Here is a 14,543-nt window from a genome sequence, read left to right on the forward strand (position 1 = left end):
AGCCCTCAATTGAGCGCCTCGGCCCCGTGCATGACCACGCAGCGAATTTTCCAGTCGCCGGCCGCCGATTGGCGCAGCGTGTAGGTCGAGCATTCGGCGCCCAGCTCGTTGCCCTCGTCGTCCAGCCAAGGCCAGCGCACCCGCACCATGACGACCTTGTCTGTGATCTCGTCGAGCCGGATGACCTCCGGCCGCGTGTCGGTGACGCCGGCGGAATTGTAATGTTCGCGGGCGCCGGCGAACAGTTCGAGCAATTCTTCGCGCTCACCGATGGCGCGGACGTCCTCGTCGGAGATCACCAGGGCCGGCGTCTCCCACATCTGGGCGATCGCCTCGGTCGCGCCTTCCGTTAGGGAGAGCGCGAACATCTCCAGAAAGTCGACGACGCCGAGATCGTCTTCGGCCTCTGCTTCCAGCAGCGTCGTCTCGAGATCGGGTTGGTCAGTCCGCGCCATAAATCCCTCCGTGCGCGAAGTCCAACGAACGAACTGGAACCCCGTTCCGCATCCTCATTGACGTTCGGCGCCGGAAGGCCTCCAATTAAGCAAGAGAGGCGGGGATTTAATGATACGACTTATTCTGGCGGCGTTGGGCGCGCTGGCGCTGGCGGTCGTCGGCTTCGTTGGCTATCGCACATTTTCATTCACAGCGCCGCCGCCCCTGGCGGCGGTGGAGATCGCCGACGCATCAGCTTATGGCATCGACACCAGCGGCGCGGCGCAGCGGCTGGGCGAAGCAATCCGTTTCCGCACCGTCTCGCTGGTCAGCGAGGCAGAAGATCGCGCGCCGTTCGAGCAATTCCACGTTTGGCTGCAGCAACGGTATCCGGCGTTTCACGCGGCGGCGCAGCGTGAGGTCGTCGGCGAACTCTCATTGCTCTACACATGGCAAGGCAGCGATCCGGCGCAGCCGCCGATCATTCTCCTGGCGCATCAGGACGTTGTGCCTGTGCCGGAGGACACCCGCCAGAACTGGACCGTCGACCCGTTCGGCGGCGTCGTGCGCGAGGATGCGGTGTGGGGCCGCGGCGCGATCGACGACAAGGGCTCGCTCGTCGCGCTGATGGAGGCCGCGGAATACCTGGCCCGGCAGGGGCGGCGGCCGGTGCGGACGATCATCTTCGCCTTTGGCCACGATGAGGAATTAGGCGGCGATGGCGGCGCGGTGCTGATGGCGCGCCTGTTGGCCGATCGCGGCGTGCGCGCTTGGTTCGTGCTGGATGAAGGCTTGGCCGCGCTCGATCGGCACCCATTGACCGGCGGCCCGGCAGCGATGATCGGCATCTCCGAGCGCGGCTCGGGCACCCTGCGGGTGCGGGCGGTCGGCCAACCCGGGCACTCGTCGATGCCGCCGAGCGAAACGGCTGTTTCACTGGTGGCCGAAGCCGTCGACCGCATTCACGCCATGCCGATCGAGCGCAAGCTCGAGGGCGGCCCGGCTCTCGGGATGATGCGGGCCCTCGCGCCGGAGCTGAGCTTCACCAATCGCATGGCGGTGGCGAACGAATGGCTGTTCGGGCCGCTGTTGCGCCAGCGCATGGCGGGCGACCCGGCGGCGCAGGCGCTGCTCGGCACGACCATCGCACCGACCATGATTGACGGCGGCGTCCGGCCGAACGTGCTGCCCGGCGAAGCGACGGCGATGATCAATTTCCGCGTCCACCCGCGCGATGACGCCGCCGGGCTGCTGCGCCGCGCACGGCAAGCGGTGTCGGACCTCGACGGGGTCACCATCGATTGGGCCGAGCCGCCGCGCGAAGCTTCGGAAATATCGAGCGCAACGTCCTCCAGCTATGCGTTGCTGGCGGGGCTTTCGCGCGAGAGCCTGCCCGATGCGCCGGTTGCGCCGGGCTTGGTGTTGGCCGGGACGGATTCGCGCCACTATGCGGCGGTCGCGGAAAACGTGTACCGGTATCAGCCGATCCTCTTGTCGGCGGAGGATTTGGAGATGCCGCACGGCCTCAATGAGCGGCTCTCGATCGCCAATCTCGACCGTATGATCAGATTTTACGTCGGGCTGATGGAAGCAGGAGCGATGCAATGATGAGGCAGATGCTTGTCGCGTGTGCGTTGGCGCTGTGCGCCTGCACGCCCGCGCAAGAGGCGAAGGAGGAAGCGCCAGTGGCTGACGGCTCGCTGCCCGCGCCGACGCCGCAGGACGTGGCGACGCGCATCACCGCCGACCAGAATGGGCAGACGATCGAAGTCGCGGTCAACCAGCGCTTCGCGGTCGAACTCGTGGGCGTGCCGACTGCGGGCTACATCTGGGCCCCGGCGACGCTGCCCGCATTCGTGCAGCGCGCCGGCGAAGCCAGCGGCAACACGATCCAGGAGCAGAGCCAGCCCGGCTACGCCGGCGGCAATCACTGGGAAGTGCTGATGTTCGTCGCCACCGCGCCGAGCACGGGCGAATTGGTGCTCGAGCAGCGGCGGCCATGGGAGAGCGACGAGCCGGCGACAGATACGTTCCGCGTGACGATCGTCGCCCGGTGAGAGCGGAGCGGCGACTGGCGCCATGATCTTCCTGGCGCAGATGTTGCTTTATCTGCTGGCGCTCGCCGGCGTCGTGGCCGGCTCGCTCGGCGCGATCTATTTCGCCGGCGGCGCCATGAACTCCGCGCGGCCGCCGGAGCTGCGCCGCCGCAGGTGGACGCTCGCGGCGCTCTCGGTCTGCGGCATTGTCGTTTCCGCTGCGCTAGGCTTTGTCGCCATCCCCGCCTTGCTGTATTTCGCCTCCCGATGAGCGATCTTCTGCGCGACCTCTGGTATTTCGCCGCCACCTCGCGCGAGCTGAAGCGCGGGGCGATGTTCCGGCGCGAAATCCTGGGCGAGCCGGTCGTGCTGGGGCGCGACGGAGAGGGTAGGGCGTTCGCGCTGCGCGACATCTGCCCCCATCGCGCCGTGCCGCTGTCAGCCGGACGGATCGAACCCACCAATGGCGTGCAGACGGTGGAGTGCCCCTATCATGGCTGGCGCTTCGGCACGCAGGACGGCGTCTGCAAGCAGATCCCCTCCCTTGTGGAGGGCCAGCCCTACGAAGCGAGCCGCATTCGCGTGCGGCGCTTTCCGACACACGAGGCGAACGGCATCGTGCTGGTGTTCGTCTCCTCCGATCCGCGCTTCGCCGGCGAGCCGCCAACGCCGCCGGAATTTGGCTTGGGCGATCTGCTCGATCCGAAATTCGTCATTCACCGCATCTTCGCGGCGACAATGGACAACGCCGTGGTCGGCCTGATGGACCCCGCGCACGTGCCGTACGTCCATAATCAATGGTGGTGGCGCCCGCCGAGCGCGGGGCGCAAGCTCAAGCAGAAGCGCTTCGTGCCGCGGGAGCGCGGCTGGGCGATCGAACGTCATGCGCCGAGCGGCAATTCGCTCGCCTATCGCATGCTGTTCGGCGGCCAGGTGACGACGGAAATTTCGTTCATGCTGCCGGGCTTCCGCTGGGAAGTGGTCGACAATCCGAACTCGCGCCTGTTCACGCTGACCTGCCTGACGCCGGAGAACGAGAGTTCGACGCGCATCACGCAAGTGACCTATTGGAAGAATGCGCCGCTTCTTGACGTCATGAAGCCGATCCTCGTGCCGGCCGGCCGCGAGTTTCTCGATCAGGACGGCCGCATGGTCGATCTGCAGAACACCGGTCTGCAGTACGGGCCGTCGATGCTCTGGATCGACGACATCGACGTGCAGGCGAAGTGGTATTTGAAATTGAAGCGCGAATGGACGCGCAGCCGCGAAGAGAACCGCGAGTTCGTCAACCCGATCGAGCCGACGACGCTGAAGTGGATGAGCTGATTCAGATCAGCTTGCGCAACGCTTCCAGGACCATCGTCAAGTCCGCGCGCGTCAATGTTCCTGCGCTGCGCAGCACGCGCGAGGGCTCGATAGTAGCGAGCTTCACCGGACGCACGATAGACGCGGCCGGCAGTCCAGCGCGCGGCAAATCAGCGATCGGTACATCGTGCGGGCGCCTCACGCCGCGGTCGCTCGTGATCATGGCGACCCATAGCAACTTGTGCCCGCGCTCAAGCGCGGGTTTGGAGACGACGACAGCGGGCCGTCTCTTCTCAGCCAGCTTGTCGCTGTAAGGAAACGGCAACACCAGGATCTCGCCCTGCGCGAACGGCATCAGAGGTCCCGATAAGCTTCGTCGTCGGCCTTGCTCGCCCACTCGTCGAAGGTGGTGAAAGGGTCGTCTTCCGCTGCGGCCTTCTCGATGTGGATCCCAAATTCATCGATCCGGAACGCCAGCGTATCGCCTGGTCCGATGTCCAATTTCGTGCGCACCTCTTTGGGGAGCACCAATTGGCTCTTGCTGGTGATTTTTGCGGTAACTCGCGTCATGGTAAGATGTCTTACCGTCTTACGGACCGCCGGTCAACGTGTGTTTACGGGTCGCCGCGGTCAGTCGGCGCACAAGCTACGGCGCCGGCAGCAGCACGACCGCGACGCTGATCTCACGCTGGCCTGGTAGGCCGCTCGGCATGTCTTCTTTAAGCACGAGCGTCGCTGGGGTTTCTTCGGCGACGCTGAACCGAAGCTCGGCGACATACGGCACCGGCGCCTCGGTCATCCAATCGCGCTGCGCTTGCGCCGGCGCTTCGGCGATCAACTCGCCGTCTGCGCCGCGGAGCTGCGCCGGAAAGACCGCTTCGAAGAACCAGTCGCCCGGAGCCGTGCCCTCGACACGCAGCGGGCTCGTCACGCGCGCGTTCGGCATGGGCGTCTCGATGACGATGGCTGGCGTTTCGGCGGCGGGAGCGGTCTGCGGCGGCGCCCCGGTCGGCGGCGGCGTGCAGGCGCCGACGGCCAGTGCGAGGGCCAAGGAGAGAAGAGCGATCCTCATGCGCTGATTTCTCTCCTGTTCGCATGGCGGCAACAAGGCCGCTCGCCTACGCCGCGTGACGCGCCTGCGCCGCAACGCCCGCGATCTTGAATTGACCGACCAGTCGGCCCAAGTCGCGCGCGCCGTCGGCGAGAACGCGGCTCGCGGCGGTGGTTTCTTCCACCATCGCCGCGTTCTGCTGTGTCACCTGATCCATCTGGTTGATGGCGGTGTTGACTTCGCCGAGACCGACCGATTGCTCCTTGGCGGACGCGGCGATCTCGCCCACCAGCGTGCTGATCTCGGCGATCTTAGCGACGATGCCGCCGATCGCCTCGCCAGCGTGATGAATGCGTTCGACGCCGGCTTGCACGTGTTCGCCGCTCGCGGAGATCAGCGCTTTGATCTCCTTGGCGGCGTCGGCGCACCGTTGCGCCAGCGCGCGCACTTCGGAGGCGACCACCGCGAAGCCGCGGCCGGCTTCGCCCGCGCGCGCGGCTTCGACGCCGGCGTTGAGTGCGAGCAGGTTGGTCTGGAACGCGATCTCGTCGATGACGCCGATGATCTGAGCGATCTGTTGCGACGACTGCTCGATCTCGGTCATGGCCTTGACCGCCTCGGCGACGGTTTCGCCGCCCCGCTGCGCCTCGGTGCGGGCTTGGGTGACCGTCGTGTTGGCGTGCGAGGCGCCGGTGGCCGTCTTCGAGACGGCGGCCGTGATCTCGTCGAGGGCGGCCGCGGTCTCCTCGAGCGACGCCGCCTGCGTCTCTGTGCGGCGGGAGAGTTCGCCCGCGGCCTGGTTGATCTCGCTGGAGCCGGCTGTGATCGAGTGGGTCGATTGGGCGACGAGACTCATGGCCTCGTGCAGCTGCCGGATTGCCGCGTTGAAATCTTCGCGCAGCTTTTCGTAGCGACCCGCGAAGCGGGTCGTCACTTGACGGGTGAGGTCGCCTTTGGCGACGCCGTCGAGCGCATCGGCAAGCGCGCCCACGACTTCGTTTTGCTCTTTCTCCGCTTCCGAGCGTGCCGCGTCGTTGCGCGCGCGTTCGGCGGCGGCTTCTTCTTCCATCCGCGCTTTTTCGGCGGCTGCGCGATCGAGGGCGATGGCGGCGTCCTTGAACACCTGCACGGCGCCCGCCATCTCGCCGACTTCGTCCTTGCGGCCGATCGCGGGGACGACGATGGTCTTGTCGCCGGCGGCGAGCCGACGCATCGCGTCGGTCATCGCGGTGACCGGCGCCGCGATCGTGCGTGTCAGCAGCACGCCGATGCCGATCGCCAGCAGCGCGGTGAGCAACAGCCCGCCCAGGATGACGATCGCCACCATTTCCGCGGCGGCTTTGGACCGCGCTTCGAGATGCTCGAGATCGGCGCTGACCGCCGCGATGGTGGCTTCGATGCCTTCCTCGGCCGGGGCGATCAGCTGGTCGGCGACGCCGTTGTTGCCGACAAGCGCCGCCGCCTGCGCACGCGTCGCCGGATCCTGCGCGAGCTGCGTGGCTTGAGGAACGATGCCGTCGTACCATTGGTCGGCCGCCGCTTCGGTGGCGGCGATGCTGGCCTGTTGTTCGGCGCTGACCAGGCTGCGCAGCGTTGTCAGCGCATCCTTGAACTTCGCCCGGTGGCTTTCGACCCGCTCAAGATAGTACGGGTCGAGACTGATCAGCCAGCCGCGCACCGAGTTCTCCTGGCGCGCCAGTCGGAACTGCGCGTCGGCCACGGCCGCCAGCGCCGCGTTCCCGCGCGTGGTGGCCGCGCGCGCCTCGTTCATCGTGTTGATGTTGACGAGCGCGACAGCGCCCGTCGCCACGATGACTGCGATCACCGCAGTAAAGCCAAGCACCAGCTTGCGTGAGAGCTTCAGGTCGTTGATCGAGATCATTGCGACGACTCCGTGAATTCAGGAGAGCAATGCGCGATGCGCATTAAGCATTCCTCACCGCTGCGAATTCCCGTCGCTTTCGCGTGAGAAAACAGCAGTTGGAGAAAATGAAGTGCAGTGCTGGCAAGATGTGATTAACCGCACCGCCACACGCATCTTGCGAAACGCGCGCAGGGTGTTGCGCGCAGGGGGATTGCATATGTCGAAAGTCGTAGTGCGTACGCTAGAGGCTGCGTTGGCTGCAGCCATGATTACGGGCGCGGCAAGCGCCGAAGAGGCCGCGAGCTTGAGCGAGGCGGTCACTGGCGGCGATCTCATCCTGGAAGCGCGGCCGCGGCTGGAGACGCTGGATCAGGCTGGTTTGGCGGAGGCGGATGCGTTCACGCTGCGCACGCGGCTCGGCTGGAAAACCGATAGCTGGCAGGGCTTGAGCGCGATCGTCGAAATCGAGGACGTTCGCCATCTCGGCGGCGACTTCAACGACGGCGCCCCGCCGGCCGAGCCGTACGCGAGCATTCCCGACCCGCAGGGCGCCGAACTCAACCGGCTGCAGCTTTCTTGGCGCGCCAACGAGCACTTCACCGGCACGATCGGGCGTCAGACCATCGAGTTCGACGACAAACGCTTCGTCGACGGCTCCAACTCGCGCCAAGATGCGCGCACGCTCGACGCCGTTCGCGGCGACGTGACGTTGGGCGGGCTGCGGGCGACCTACGCCTATGTCGATCAGGTCAACAACACGACGGCCGAGCTCAATGATTGGGAAGGCGAATCCCATCTTCTCAATGTGTCGCAGAACGTGTCGCCCGCGCTGAAGCTGACTGGGTTCCTCTATGCGTTCGACTTCGACACGCCGGCGGCGGTCAATCAGTCCTCGCAATTCCTCGGCGCTCGCGCGAGCGGCGAGATCGAGGCGATGGGCGCCGAGTTCACCTACGCGGCGAGCCATGCGGTGCAGACCGATTACGGCAATTCCACGCTCTCGTTCGATCTCGATTACTGGCAGGCCTCGCTCGGTGTTCGCCGCGGGGAATGGTTCGGCCAAGTCTGGTACGAGTCGCTCGAGGGCGACGGCGCGCGCGGCTTCTTCGTGCCGATCGGTTCGTCGAACAGCTTCCAGGGCTGGGCTGGCGCGTTCAGCAGCAAGCCGGCAGACGGCGTCAACGACTTCAATGTGATGGTGACATACACGCCGGAATGGGCGCCGAGCTTCCTTGGCGATCTCGAATTCATGGCTCGCTGGTACGAGTTCGAGGCCGAGCGCACCGGCGTCGACTTCGGCAATGAAATCGATCTCGCGGTCAGTGCGGATCTGACGGACAATGTGAGCTTCGCGATCGAGCACGGCGACTACGAAGCGGGCGATGCCCCTTCGCCGGCCTCGCGCACGCGCACCCGCGTCGTGCTGCAATACAAGATGTGATCAGGCGCGCGGGCCGTAGAGCGCCTTGTTGAGTTCGGCCTCGCGCTGTCCATCGATTATACGAGCCGCGACTTCGTCGGGCACGCCGATGCCGTTGAGCAGCGCTTCACCGAGCTGAAGCGCTGACTCGACGGTCTCGGCGGTGGCGAGCGCGGCGCCTGCCTCGTGAAGGCTGCGCGCATGGGCGGCGTCGCGGGCGCGCGCATAGACCGGGATGCCAGGCCAGCAGCGCCGGGCCTCGGCGACGATCCGATTCACCGCTTTGGGGTCGTTGATGGTGACGACGATCGCCGCCGCCCGCGCCGCGCCCAGCGAACGGAGCACCGAGCTGTTGCTGGCGTCGCCATAATAGACGCGCCGGCCCTTGTTCTGAAGTTCATGGACGAGCGCCGTGTCGGTCTCGACGCCGACGCTGCCGATGTCCTGGGCCGACAGAAGATCGGCCAGCGTTTGGCCGACGCGGCCGAAGCCGGCGATGACGACGTGGCCGCGTTCCTCGGCCGCTTCCTGGGGCGGCGCGTGCGCGACGCTGCCGAGCACGCGCTGCGAAAGGCGCCGCCCGAGTGTGGCGACCAGCGGTGTGAAGAAGATCGAAAGCGCCGTCACCAGCAGCATGAAGTCGGCGATGGCTTCGGGGATCGCGCCCGCGGTTCGCGCGACGGCGACCACCACGAACGCAAATTCGCCGGCTTGGCCGAGCAGGAACGCCAGTTCGATGGCGCGCGGCCAGGGAAGGCCGAATGCGCGGGCCAAGGGCGCGATGATCAGCCCTTTGACGATGAAAAGCCCCGCGACGACGAGCATGATGCGGATGGGTTCGCCGAGCAGAAGGCCGACGTCGATCTGCATGCCGACGGTGACGAAGAAGAGGCCGAGCAGCAGGTCCTTGAACGGCTCGAGGTCGGTTTCGATCTGGCGGCGGAATTCGGTTTCCGCGAGCAGCATGCCGGCGAGGAAAGCGCCGAGCGCTGTGGAGAGTCCGGCTGCTCGCGTCGCGGCCGCCATGGCGATGGCGGCGAAGAAGGCGGCGGCGATAAAGACTTCGCGGCTGTTGGCGCCGGCGACCCAGCGGAATAGCGGCCGCAGCAGCAGGCGCCCGGCGGTGACGATCGCGGCGATCGCGGCGACAGCGCTGAGCAAAGCGAGCCCGATTTCGTCCGGTTCGAATAATCCGCTTTGGCTGCCCAACGCTGCGACGATGAAGAGGATCGGCACGACCATCAGGTCTTGAGTCAGCAGCACCGAGAAGCTCGCGCGTCCGACGCTGGTGGTGATCTGGCTCCGTTCACGCAACAATTGGAGTACAAGCGCCGTAGAGGAGAGCGCGAACGCAAGGCCAAGGACCGCCGAGACCGTCGGCGAATTGCCGAACGCTAGCGCGACTGCCCCGATCGCCCCGGCGGTGACGACAACTTGCGAGACCCCAAGCCCGAGCACATAGCGCTTGAGCGCCCAGAGCCGTTCGAACGACACTTCGAGGCCGATGATGAAGAGCAGGAAGACGACGCCGAGTTCGGCCAGCAGCAGGGTCGGCTCGGCCTCTTCCAGATCGAAGGCGCTCAGCAAGGGGTATTCCGTCGCCAGCCGGCCGAGCATCTGCGGGCCCATGGCGACGCCGATCAGCAGAAACCCCATCACGGCGCTGATCCGCGCCTTGCGCAGCGCCGGGATGAGCAAGCAGGTCGCGCCCAGGAATAGCAGTGTCTGAGCAACGACGATTTCGCTTCCGGCGCTGGCGTGCTGCATCGACTTCGGCCCTCAGGCGCATGGCGCCGTTGCGACAGCGCTCCGCCCCTCTTTCGCAAGTGCGAAAAGCCGGTTTAAGTGGACCGACTCAGAGAGGATTGCATGAGCGTTGAGCTGCTGACGCAATTGGAAAACGCCGCTGCCGCAGCTGCGGCCTATGCGGATAGAGCCAAGGCTGCGGTGCGGCCTCTGGTTTCCGCAGGCGGCAAGATCGATCGCCTGGCGATCGACCGCGAGCAGCACCTCGTTCACGGGCTGGCCTGGGTCGCCACCTACGCCGAGACGCTGCGGGAAGTGCGGGACTGGGCCGCGGCGCTAACGCGGCGGGACGCATTCGGCGGGACCGAACAATTGCTCGCGCATCTGCTCGCCGCCGAGTATGGCGCCCAGCTCGCCGGCGGCGTGCCGATGACGCAGGTGGAGATGGTCCGGCCGGCCGATTTCGGCGTCGAGCCGCCGCCTGTGACGTTGCACATTACGCAGGCGGAGAAGACGCGCCTCGCCGCGCTGCTGCATGAAGCCCAGGGCCGGGCGACGTTCGAGGACGTAAACCTCGACGAGGATCTCGATCTCATCCGCACGCAGTTTCGCAAGTTCGCCGACGACAGGATCGTGCCCTACGCGCACGAGTGGCACTGCAAGGACGAGTTCATCCCGCTCCGTGTGGTCGAGGAGATGGGCGCGCTCGGCGTGTTCGGGCTTACGATTCCCGAAGAGTTCGGCGGCTCCGGGCTCGGCAAGACAGCGATGTGCGTCGTCTCGGAGGAGCTGTCGCGCGCCTGGATCGGCACGGGCTCACTCGGCACCCGCAGCGAGATTGCGGCCGAACTGATCCTGATCGGCGGCACGCCAGAACAGAAGGCCGAATGGCTTCCGAAGATCGCGAGCGCGGAGATTCTTCCAACCGCGGTGTTCACCGAGCCGAACACGGGCAGCGACCTTGGCTCGCTGCGCACGCGCGCGGTGCGCGAGGGCGACCACTATGTCGTCACAGGAAACAAGACCTGGATCACGCATGCGGCCCGCGCCGACATGATGACGCTGCTCGTGCGCACAGATCCGAGCACGACCGGTTTCAACGGCCTCTCCATGCTGCTGGCGCCGAAGCAGCGCGGCGACGACGCCGATCCGTTCCCGACGCCAGGCATGAGCGGCGGCGAGATCGAAGTGATCGGCTATCGCGGCATGAAGGAGTACGAGATCGGCTTCGACGGGTTCAAAGTGCCGGCGGCCAACCTGCTTGGCGGCGTCGAAGGGCAAGGCTTCAAGCAGCTGATGGCGACGTTCGAAAGCGCGCGCATCCAGACGGCTGCGCGCGCTGTCGGCGTGGCGCAGAGCGCGCTCGAGCTGGGTCTCAAGTACGCGATCGAGCGCAAGCAGTTCGGGCAGGAGATTTTCCATTTCCCGCGGGTGTCGAACAAGCTGGTGATGATCGCGGCTGAGCTGATGGCGGTGCGTCAGCTCACGTACTTCTCGGCGCGCCGCAAGGATAGCGGCAAACGCTGCGATCTCGAAGCGGGTATGGCGAAGCTGCTTGCGGCGCGCGTCGCATGGGCGGCGGCGGACAATGCGCTGCAGATCCACGGCGGCAACGGCTTTGCCGTCGAGTACCCGATCAGCCGCGTTCTCGCCGACGCGCGCATCCTTAACATCTTCGAGGGCGCGGGCGAGATTCAGGCCATGGTGATCGGCAGGCGTCTGCTGGAAGAAGGCGTGAATTGAGAATGGGCGGTCGCCCGCCCATCCTCAAACTCGCTTAAAAGCGGTGCAGCGCGACCATGCTGAGCACGCCGGAATTGGCGTCGCCGCCCGACATGAAGCTGTATTCGGCGCGAAGGTCCCAGCTGCCGCTGCGAACGCCGCCGCCAATGCCGAACGAGGCGCCGCTGACGTCGAGGTCTTCGTACTCGACCCCGTTCATCTCACGCTCGATCGTGACGGTGCTGTAGCCAGCGCGCGCCAGCAGGTAGCCGCCGCCTTCGCTGACTGGCATCGTGAGCACTGCATGCGCACCCATCGGGCCGGTCACGCCGATGTCGCCCTCGATGCCGGGGCCTTCAAATTCGGATTTGGCTCCGCCGATGCCGGCTTCGACTTCGACCGCAAAGTATTCGTTGAACGCGTAGCCGACGCGGCCAACGAAAGCGCCGGGCGAGGGCTGGTCTTCGAACACGATGCCCATGCCGTCGGCGGCGTCGTCCTTGTCGATGAAATAGAGATTGATGCCGCCGCCGGCGTAGAAGCCGGAATCGCCGTCTTGAGTTACAGGTTGCGCATTGTCCTGCGCTAGCGCCGGAGTTGCAAAAAAGCCAAGCGCGCTCGCGGCCGCAAGGGCCAGTCTTCTCTTCATGGATTTCCCCCACCGGACGGCAAGTGCGCCGCCCTCCAAACCGGACGCTAGTGGGGCGCAATTGGCGTGACAAGACTTGCCGTTGCGTCCAGTTGTGCTGGCGGAATAGATGATGGGGCGAACGGACGGAAGAGGGTGCGAACTGATGCGTGTTGTGCTCGGCCTCTGCGCGTTTCTCGCTTTCGCGGCCTGCTCGCCAGCGCAACGCGGATATCCGCCCGGTGTGGAGCAGGGCTTCATGCAAGCCTGCGAACGGCAGAGCGGCGTGCCGGGATTGTGCGCGTGCACCTGGGATCGGATCGAGGCTGAGATCGATCCGAACGACTTCGCTGCGCTCGAGCGTTTGCCTGGCCCCGAGCGCGACGCGCATCCGCTGATGCGGCGGATCGTCGACATGAGAAGCGCGTGTCACGCCTCGCTCACGCCCGCGCCGGCCGGTCAGGAACCGACGCCCGCGCCGTGACGTTCTGCGATGCGTGAAGGTCCAGTGGCCAGCCCGCATGCCGATGGCGGCGCTTTGTTGCGCCGGCGCGCTCGTGGCCGCCGCGTGCGCCTCGACAGCGCCGCGCGCGGAACTTTCCGGCACACGCTGGGCGGTGACGACGCTCGGCGGCCAGACCATCGGGGCACGGGCGCCCACCATCGAGTTCTCGCGAGACCGCATCGTCGGCAGTGGCGGCTGTAACCGCTATTTTGGAGAGTACGCCGCCGGCGACGGCGCGATCAGCGTTCATGATGTGGGCAGCACGCGGATGGCGTGCGAACCGGCCATGATGCAGCGCGAAGCGGCGTTCTTTCAGGCGCTGGCGGCGGCGCAGAGCTACAACCGGCTCGGCGACACGCTGATCATCAGTGACAGCAGCGGTCAGAGCATGACTTTGCGCGCGGGCTGATCGCTTTAATCACGTTTTTTGCATCGCACTTAACCCTGTTGCGGCATAATCCGGGGCGAGGTCGGCAAGTCTTGCCGGGCGGGAGACGGTCATGCGGTTGGTCTGGGCCGCCATAGGCGCGATAGCTGTTGCGGCGACATTGTCCGCGTGCGGCCGGTCAGCGCCGCATCCGTATCCGGAAAGTGCGCGCGCCCGCTTCGAAGCGTCGTGTCCGAGCGCAAGCGCGGTGTGCGTGTGCACGTGGGAAGAAATCACACGCACCGTGACGTACGAAGATTACGAAGTCGCGTTGCAGCGTTTCCGCGCTGAAGGTCTGATGGATCCCCGCGTGACGCGCGCACGAACGAAGTGCATCGAGCGTCACCCCGAATAGGCGATCAGGCTAGGACGGCCGCCGGCTCTGCAGTGCGGCGAACAAGGTGCCGTCATCGAGCAAGTCAAGTTCGCCGCCGACCGGCACGCCGTGCGAGAGGCGGCTCACTGTGACGCCGAGCGGTTGCAGACGTTCGGCGAGATAATGCGCCGTGGTTTGCCCGTCCACGGTGGCGGAGAGCGCAAGGATCACTTCGCGCACGCCGGGCGCGCCGGCGCGTTCGATCAGTTTGGCGATGCGGAGATCGTCGGGGCGAACGCCGTCGAGCGCGGAGAGCACGCCGCCGAGGACGTGGTAACGGCCCTTGAAGGCGCCGGCGCGCTCCAGCGCCCAGACATCGCCGACTTCCGCGACGACGCAAATGAGGCCGTCGTCGCGCTCGGGATTGCTGCACAGCATGCAGGGGTCTTGCGTATCGAGGGCGCCGCAAATGGAGCAGGCGCGCACTTTCTCCGCCGCTTCGCCGAGCGCAGCGGCGAGCGGCACCATCAGCGCGTCCTTCTTCTTCAGCAGCTGCAGCGCCGCGCGCCGCGCGGAGCGCGGCCCAAGCCCCGGTACTTTGGCGAGAAGCGAAATGAGCGCCTCGATCTCAGGCGCGGCGGTGGCGGATTTGGAGCGCATCGTGGTGAGATCTAGCGTGCGTCAGGGCCGGGCGCGAGCGGCGTCGCAGACCGCGTGCCGCAGAGCGTCGAAGTCCGGGTGCGCGAAGCGCGCCATTAAAACGGCATCTTGAAGCCCGGCAGAATACCCAGGCCGCCGCTCAAGCCCTTCATCTCTTCCTGCTGCGCATCTTCGAGCTTGCGGCGCGCGTCGTCGTGGGCGGCCTTCACCAGGTCCTCCAAGATTTCCTGCTCGCCGGCCACCATCAGCGACGGATCAAGGCTGAGGCCGAGCAGCGCGTTCTTGCCGGAGAGGCGCAAGCGCACCAGGCCGCCGCCGGCGCTGCCTTCGACTTCCATCGCCTCCAGCTTCTTCTGCGCCTCGGTGATCTTGGCCTGCATGGCCTGCGCCTGGCGCATGATCTGCGAGATGTCTTTCATCGCCAAAAG

General features: G+C 66.2%; 18 protein-coding genes. 9 read left to right on the forward strand and 9 right to left on the reverse strand.

Annotated features, from left to right (window positions below; translation table 11 throughout):
* Positions 1–5: 5 nt before the first annotated feature.
* On the reverse strand, positions 6–455 hold the full coding sequence (locus tag VEA80_RS06185) for a hypothetical protein (protein ID WP_325059828.1): 450 nt from the start codon (positions 453–455) through the stop codon (positions 6–8).
* 109 nt (positions 456–564) lie between these two features.
* Between VEA80_RS06185 and VEA80_RS06190 the strand changes: the two genes are divergently transcribed.
* The 4 genes from VEA80_RS06190 to VEA80_RS06205 are packed head-to-tail and all read left to right on the forward strand — an operon-like array spanning position 565 to position 3,797.
* A complete protein-coding gene (locus tag VEA80_RS06190; RefSeq protein WP_325059829.1) occupies positions 565–2,043 on the forward strand; it encodes a M20 family peptidase in 1,479 nt (492 codons plus the stop codon).
* A complete protein-coding gene (locus VEA80_RS06195; RefSeq protein WP_325059830.1) occupies positions 2,040–2,492 on the forward strand; it encodes a protease inhibitor I42 family protein in 453 nt (150 codons plus the stop codon). The genes VEA80_RS06190 and VEA80_RS06195 overlap by 4 nt, the downstream gene beginning before the upstream one ends.
* A gap of 22 nt (positions 2,493–2,514) precedes the next feature.
* Positions 2,515–2,742 (forward strand): hypothetical protein, encoded by a 228-nt coding sequence (locus VEA80_RS06200; protein ID WP_325059831.1) that lies wholly within the window; start codon positions 2,515–2,517, stop codon positions 2,740–2,742.
* Entirely contained in the window at positions 2,739–3,797 is a 1,059-nt protein-coding gene (locus VEA80_RS06205; RefSeq protein WP_325059832.1) for an aromatic ring-hydroxylating dioxygenase subunit alpha, read from the forward strand. The genes VEA80_RS06200 and VEA80_RS06205 overlap by 4 nt, the downstream gene beginning before the upstream one ends.
* Position 3,798: 1 nt before the next feature.
* Here VEA80_RS06205 and VEA80_RS06210 read toward each other — a convergent pair whose 3' ends face one another.
* The 4 genes from VEA80_RS06210 to VEA80_RS06225 form a co-directional block, all read right to left on the reverse strand.
* Complete coding sequence (locus VEA80_RS06210; RefSeq protein WP_325059833.1) at positions 3,799–4,131, reverse strand: type II toxin-antitoxin system PemK/MazF family toxin; 333 nt, start codon at positions 4,129–4,131, stop codon at positions 3,799–3,801.
* Positions 4,131–4,346 carry an AbrB/MazE/SpoVT family DNA-binding domain-containing protein gene (locus VEA80_RS06215; protein WP_325059834.1) on the reverse strand — a complete coding sequence of 72 codons (216 nt, stop codon included), beginning with the start codon at positions 4,344–4,346 and terminating at the stop codon, positions 4,131–4,133. Before VEA80_RS06215 ends, VEA80_RS06210 begins: the two co-directional genes overlap by 1 nt.
* Positions 4,347–4,422: 76 nt before the next feature.
* Positions 4,423–4,848: a Gmad2 immunoglobulin-like domain-containing protein gene (locus VEA80_RS06220; RefSeq protein WP_325059835.1), complete on the reverse strand. Its 426-nt coding sequence runs from the start codon at positions 4,846–4,848 to the stop codon at positions 4,423–4,425.
* A gap of 46 nt (positions 4,849–4,894) precedes the next feature.
* Complete coding sequence (locus VEA80_RS06225) at positions 4,895–6,709, reverse strand: methyl-accepting chemotaxis protein (RefSeq protein WP_325059836.1); 1,815 nt, start codon at positions 6,707–6,709, stop codon at positions 4,895–4,897.
* 199 nt (positions 6,710–6,908) lie between these two features.
* On the opposite strand from VEA80_RS06225, the gene VEA80_RS06230 reads away from it, so the two are divergent.
* Positions 6,909–8,132 (forward strand): hypothetical protein, encoded by a 1,224-nt coding sequence (locus tag VEA80_RS06230; RefSeq protein ID WP_325059837.1) that lies wholly within the window; start codon positions 6,909–6,911, stop codon positions 8,130–8,132.
* On the opposite strand, the gene VEA80_RS06235 is transcribed toward VEA80_RS06230, so the two are convergent.
* Positions 8,133–9,878, reverse strand: coding sequence for a cation:proton antiporter (locus tag VEA80_RS06235; protein ID WP_325059838.1), 1,746 nt, complete (start codon positions 9,876–9,878; stop codon positions 8,133–8,135).
* Positions 9,879–9,980: 102 nt separating this feature from the next.
* On the opposite strand from VEA80_RS06235, the gene VEA80_RS06240 reads away from it, so the two are divergent.
* Positions 9,981–11,600 carry an acyl-CoA dehydrogenase family protein gene (locus VEA80_RS06240; RefSeq protein ID WP_325059839.1) on the forward strand — a complete coding sequence of 540 codons (1,620 nt, stop codon included), beginning with the start codon at positions 9,981–9,983 and terminating at the stop codon, positions 11,598–11,600.
* Between the two features lie 34 nt (positions 11,601–11,634).
* On the opposite strand, the gene VEA80_RS06245 is transcribed toward VEA80_RS06240, so the two are convergent.
* Entirely contained in the window at positions 11,635–12,228 is a 594-nt protein-coding gene (locus VEA80_RS06245) for an outer membrane beta-barrel protein (protein WP_325059840.1), read from the reverse strand.
* A gap of 145 nt (positions 12,229–12,373) precedes the next feature.
* On the opposite strand from VEA80_RS06245, the gene VEA80_RS06250 reads away from it, so the two are divergent.
* The 3 genes from VEA80_RS06250 to VEA80_RS06260 all read left to right on the forward strand — a co-directional run bounded on the left by VEA80_RS06250 (position 12,374) and on the right by VEA80_RS06260 (position 13,494).
* Positions 12,374–12,691: a hypothetical protein gene (locus tag VEA80_RS06250; RefSeq protein ID WP_325059841.1), complete on the forward strand. Its 318-nt coding sequence runs from the start codon at positions 12,374–12,376 to the stop codon at positions 12,689–12,691.
* Between the two features lie 43 nt (positions 12,692–12,734).
* Entirely contained in the window at positions 12,735–13,121 is a 387-nt protein-coding gene (locus VEA80_RS06255; protein WP_325059842.1) for an META domain-containing protein, read from the forward strand.
* A 91-nt stretch (positions 13,122–13,212) separates the two neighbouring features.
* Positions 13,213–13,494 (forward strand): hypothetical protein, encoded by a 282-nt coding sequence (locus VEA80_RS06260; RefSeq protein WP_325059843.1) that lies wholly within the window; start codon positions 13,213–13,215, stop codon positions 13,492–13,494.
* A gap of 9 nt (positions 13,495–13,503) precedes the next feature.
* Here the strand turns inward: VEA80_RS06260 and recR are convergent, their stop codons facing one another.
* Both recR and VEA80_RS06270 read right to left on the reverse strand, forming a co-directional pair.
* Complete coding sequence (gene recR, locus VEA80_RS06265) at positions 13,504–14,115, reverse strand: recombination mediator RecR (protein WP_325059844.1); 612 nt, start codon at positions 14,113–14,115, stop codon at positions 13,504–13,506.
* A 95-nt stretch (positions 14,116–14,210) separates the two neighbouring features.
* Positions 14,211–14,534, reverse strand: coding sequence for a YbaB/EbfC family nucleoid-associated protein (locus VEA80_RS06270; RefSeq protein WP_325059845.1), 324 nt, complete (start codon positions 14,532–14,534; stop codon positions 14,211–14,213).
* Between the last annotated feature and the right edge of the window lie 9 nt (positions 14,535–14,543).

The organism is Vitreimonas sp. (assembly GCF_035627415.1).
Lineage (GTDB): Bacteria > Pseudomonadota > Alphaproteobacteria > Caulobacterales > Aquidulcibacteraceae > Vitreimonas.

Excerpts from the sequence above, each read along its gene's own strand:
- VEA80_RS06215 (WP_325059834.1), bottom strand. The coding sequence starts at position 4,346 with ATGACGCGAGTTACCGCAAAAATCACCAGCAAGAGCCAATTGGTGCTC.
- VEA80_RS06250 (WP_325059841.1), top strand. The coding sequence starts at position 12,374 with ATGCGTGTTGTGCTCGGCCTCTGCGCGTTTCTCGCTTTCGCGGCCTGC.
- VEA80_RS06235 (WP_325059838.1), bottom strand. The coding sequence starts at position 9,878 with ATGCAGCACGCCAGCGCCGGAAGCGAAATCGTCGTTGCTCAGACACTG.
- recR (WP_325059844.1), bottom strand. The coding sequence starts at position 14,115 with ATGCGCTCCAAATCCGCCACCGCCGCGCCTGAGATCGAGGCGCTCATT.
- VEA80_RS06220 (WP_325059835.1), bottom strand. The coding sequence starts at position 4,848 with ATGAGGATCGCTCTTCTCTCCTTGGCCCTCGCACTGGCCGTCGGCGCC.
- VEA80_RS06210 (WP_325059833.1), bottom strand. The coding sequence starts at position 4,131 with ATGCCGTTCGCGCAGGGCGAGATCCTGGTGTTGCCGTTTCCTTACAGC.
- VEA80_RS06270 (WP_325059845.1), bottom strand. The coding sequence starts at position 14,534 with ATGAAAGACATCTCGCAGATCATGCGCCAGGCGCAGGCCATGCAGGCC.
- VEA80_RS06205 (WP_325059832.1), top strand. The coding sequence starts at position 2,739 with ATGAGCGATCTTCTGCGCGACCTCTGGTATTTCGCCGCCACCTCGCGC.
- VEA80_RS06230 (WP_325059837.1), top strand. The coding sequence starts at position 6,909 with ATGTCGAAAGTCGTAGTGCGTACGCTAGAGGCTGCGTTGGCTGCAGCC.
- VEA80_RS06255 (WP_325059842.1), top strand. The coding sequence starts at position 12,735 with ATGGCGGCGCTTTGTTGCGCCGGCGCGCTCGTGGCCGCCGCGTGCGCC.
- VEA80_RS06245 (WP_325059840.1), bottom strand. The coding sequence starts at position 12,228 with ATGAAGAGAAGACTGGCCCTTGCGGCCGCGAGCGCGCTTGGCTTTTTT.
- VEA80_RS06185 (WP_325059828.1), bottom strand. The coding sequence starts at position 455 with ATGGCGCGGACTGACCAACCCGATCTCGAGACGACGCTGCTGGAAGCA.
- VEA80_RS06190 (WP_325059829.1), top strand. The coding sequence starts at position 565 with ATGATACGACTTATTCTGGCGGCGTTGGGCGCGCTGGCGCTGGCGGTC.
- VEA80_RS06240 (WP_325059839.1), top strand. The coding sequence starts at position 9,981 with ATGAGCGTTGAGCTGCTGACGCAATTGGAAAACGCCGCTGCCGCAGCT.
- VEA80_RS06200 (WP_325059831.1), top strand. The coding sequence starts at position 2,515 with ATGATCTTCCTGGCGCAGATGTTGCTTTATCTGCTGGCGCTCGCCGGC.
- VEA80_RS06260 (WP_325059843.1), top strand. The coding sequence starts at position 13,213 with ATGCGGTTGGTCTGGGCCGCCATAGGCGCGATAGCTGTTGCGGCGACA.
- VEA80_RS06195 (WP_325059830.1), top strand. The coding sequence starts at position 2,040 with ATGATGAGGCAGATGCTTGTCGCGTGTGCGTTGGCGCTGTGCGCCTGC.
- VEA80_RS06225 (WP_325059836.1), bottom strand. The coding sequence starts at position 6,709 with ATGATCTCGATCAACGACCTGAAGCTCTCACGCAAGCTGGTGCTTGGC.